This is a genomic window from Nocardia brasiliensis IFM 10847 (assembly GCF_000710915.1).
GTDB lineage: Bacteria > Actinomycetota > Actinomycetes > Mycobacteriales > Mycobacteriaceae > Nocardia > Nocardia brasiliensis_A.
This window is the reverse complement of record NZ_BAUA01000036.1, coordinates 1-2,541: the sequence shown is the minus strand read 5'-3', so window position 1 is coordinate 2,541 and position 2,541 is coordinate 1. Positions and strand designations below refer to the sequence as shown.

Genomic DNA, 2,541 nt, shown 5'->3' with positions numbered 1-2,541 from the left:
TGTATAGGCTCTCTAACACCGACGCACCTTCCGTTATCTCGACGAGGTCTAGCGTGGGTAGCACTGTGGATGCGTCACGCCGCAGCGAGATGTAGTCCGCTACCTGTGGTATGGTGCCGGATACGCGATAGCCGTTCTCGGCCAAATGCCCGCTCAGCCACAGGTTGAGATTCCTGCGAAATCTCGCCGCCCAGTCGGGGCGTTGTCCAGGGAATGTGCGCTGCAACAGATCCCGCAGTGATTCGATGAGTGGGTGACCGTGCAGCGGCGTAGACCGGCAGTCGTCGACAATAATCTCCCGCATGCTCGCAATGATTTCCGCATAGCGTCCGACGCGGTTCGTCGTGACCGCGTTGTTTTGCTGATCGTCAACAATGAAAAAGTAACTGTTCCAGTCGGCGACAAGCATCAGACGCTCAAGGCTCACGCGAGGGCAGAGGGTGGACATCAGGCGGCCGTAGCCTAGGGCTCGAAACTTGCTCACTACAGTCGGTGAACGCAAAAGACCTTGCTTGTCGCACCACAGTTCGGTCAATTCCTGCACTCGGTCTTGCTGCGGGTGGCAAGTCGTAGTGAATGGTAGCCTCAGATCGGGAATTCGGTATACGCCCATGGTGTATCAGTCCGCAACACGCTGGTTGCCGCGGATCCGCCGATGAACGGTCATTGGCAATTGGTTCGGGCGCACGAGGGCTGTAGCGACCTCGCGGACTTCCTCACCGGGTACCAGTCGAAGCTTCCAATGCGCGCATATCGCTGCGGCGATTATGGTGAGTTCCATGGTGGCGAACTGCTTGCCGATGCATTGATGAGCACCCGCAGCGAAGGGAATGTAGGCGCCTTTCGTCAACTGCGGTGCGTTCTCGGGGAGCCACCTATCGGGATCAAACCGCAAAGGTTCAGGGAACCAGCGGGAATCGTGGTGCAGCAGGTACGGGCTGTAGACGACCTCGGAGCCAGCGGGAATCGTTACGCCGCCGACTGTAACCGCAGTGAGCGTCCGCCGCATAAACAGAAGGGGTGTTCGGAGCCGGAGCACCTCAGAAATGACCCGGCCGAGATAGTCCAGTGCAGGGACGTCATCGTAGCAGGGAGGACGGTCGCCTAGGACCGAGTCGATTTCAGCGTAGACACGATCCGCCACTTCAACGTTGCGGCCCAGCTCGTACATCACCCAACCCAGCACAGCTCCTGGAGCCTCGATGCCGGTCAACGCCAAGGTCATAACCTGGTCGTGGATCTCCTGATCAGAAAGTCCGTTGCCATTGTCATCACGAGCCTTCAGCAACGCGGACAGGACGTCGCCTCGGTCCTGTCCGGCGTTGCGGTAGATCGCGATGGCGTCATCGACTGCCTTGTGCATTGTGGCCAGCGCCCGCTTGATTCGAATATTGCCAGGCGAGGGCACACGTTCCCACGCTGACGGTAATACTGTGAGGAAGAGAAGACCGTGGGTGAGGACCCGCAACCCATCCCGGATCGCCTGCGTGGCGTCGTCGTTCGCAGTGAATTTGAACAGACTCCGCGTAAGTGCGGTTAGCGCCACATCGTTCATGACGTCATCGACCGCGAGGACTTCGCCTTCCTTCCAGGTCGAGCTCGCCTCGATAGCGGCTTCCCGCATAATCGACCCGTAGTCGGTGAGGCGTTCCCGACTGAAGGCTGGCTGCAAGAGTCGGCGTTGTCGGCGATGCTCAGCGCCAGAAGACGTTCCCAGACCCCGGCCGAGTGCCGGCACTAATTTCTCGAATATTCGCCCACGCGCGTAGTTCACGTCGCCTGGCACGAGAACTTCCCGAACTGTATCCGGGTGTGTAACGATATATACGGGCAATCGCCCGAATCTCACCCGCACGACTGTTCCGTATCGGGCCGCTGCAGGTAGGAACTCAAGAGGGCGACGTACCATCGGCACGACGTGGCCGAGAAGTGGCCACGCCCCGGGGGGTTCAGGAATGCTCGCCGCGCTGGGAGAAGATAGCATTCGACATTTTCTCAACATGTGCATCTCCATCTAGTTCACTAGGTTGAGTGGTGTTAGCTAGAAATTTGGAAGGCCCCTGGACCCGGTGCCACTGATCCGGCGGCAAAGAAGCGAAGGAGCGTCAATTGGATGCAAGTCGCATCTGCTCTCGCGGATAATACCCCCATAGTGCGTCTTGCATGGTTGTAATTGAATGGTCTGTGTTTGGTTAACCTGTTGCGGTAACAGATCTTTCGCGCCGGGTCGGTGCCAGATGAGATTCGGGCGCTGGCTGAACCGATCCCGAGTTCGACACCCATCTCCAGGTCGTCGGGACACCACACCGCTGGACGATCGTGCGGGTAGTCACCATCACCGCGTACGTGCTGACGAGCGGATGCGCCGGTCAGTATCTGCCAATGTTGTTCGAGAGCCACCGTCATCGCCGGTTCACCGATTGGACAATGCCGGTCTATGGCGCAAGCGGCATCGCGCGGTCCTCGATGAGTTGGACAGCGCGGGTTTGATCGACTGGTCACGCGCGGTCCGCGACGGACAGTCCGTGCGAGCCAACACGG

2 protein-coding genes are annotated in these 2,541 nt (G+C 59.2%); both read right to left on the bottom strand.

Features of this window, described 5'->3' with window-relative positions; all coding sequences use genetic code 11:
* Positions 1-544: terpene synthase family protein (locus NBRGI_RS07285; protein WP_148310721.1), on the bottom strand; the 544-nt coding region annotated here is incomplete at its 3' end.
* Positions 545-619: 75 nt separating this feature from the next.
* A complete protein-coding gene (locus NBRGI_RS07280) occupies positions 620-1,984 on the bottom strand; it encodes a cytochrome P450 (RefSeq protein WP_063726236.1) in 1,365 nt (454 codons plus the stop codon).
* Between the last annotated feature and the right edge of the window lie 557 nt (positions 1,985-2,541).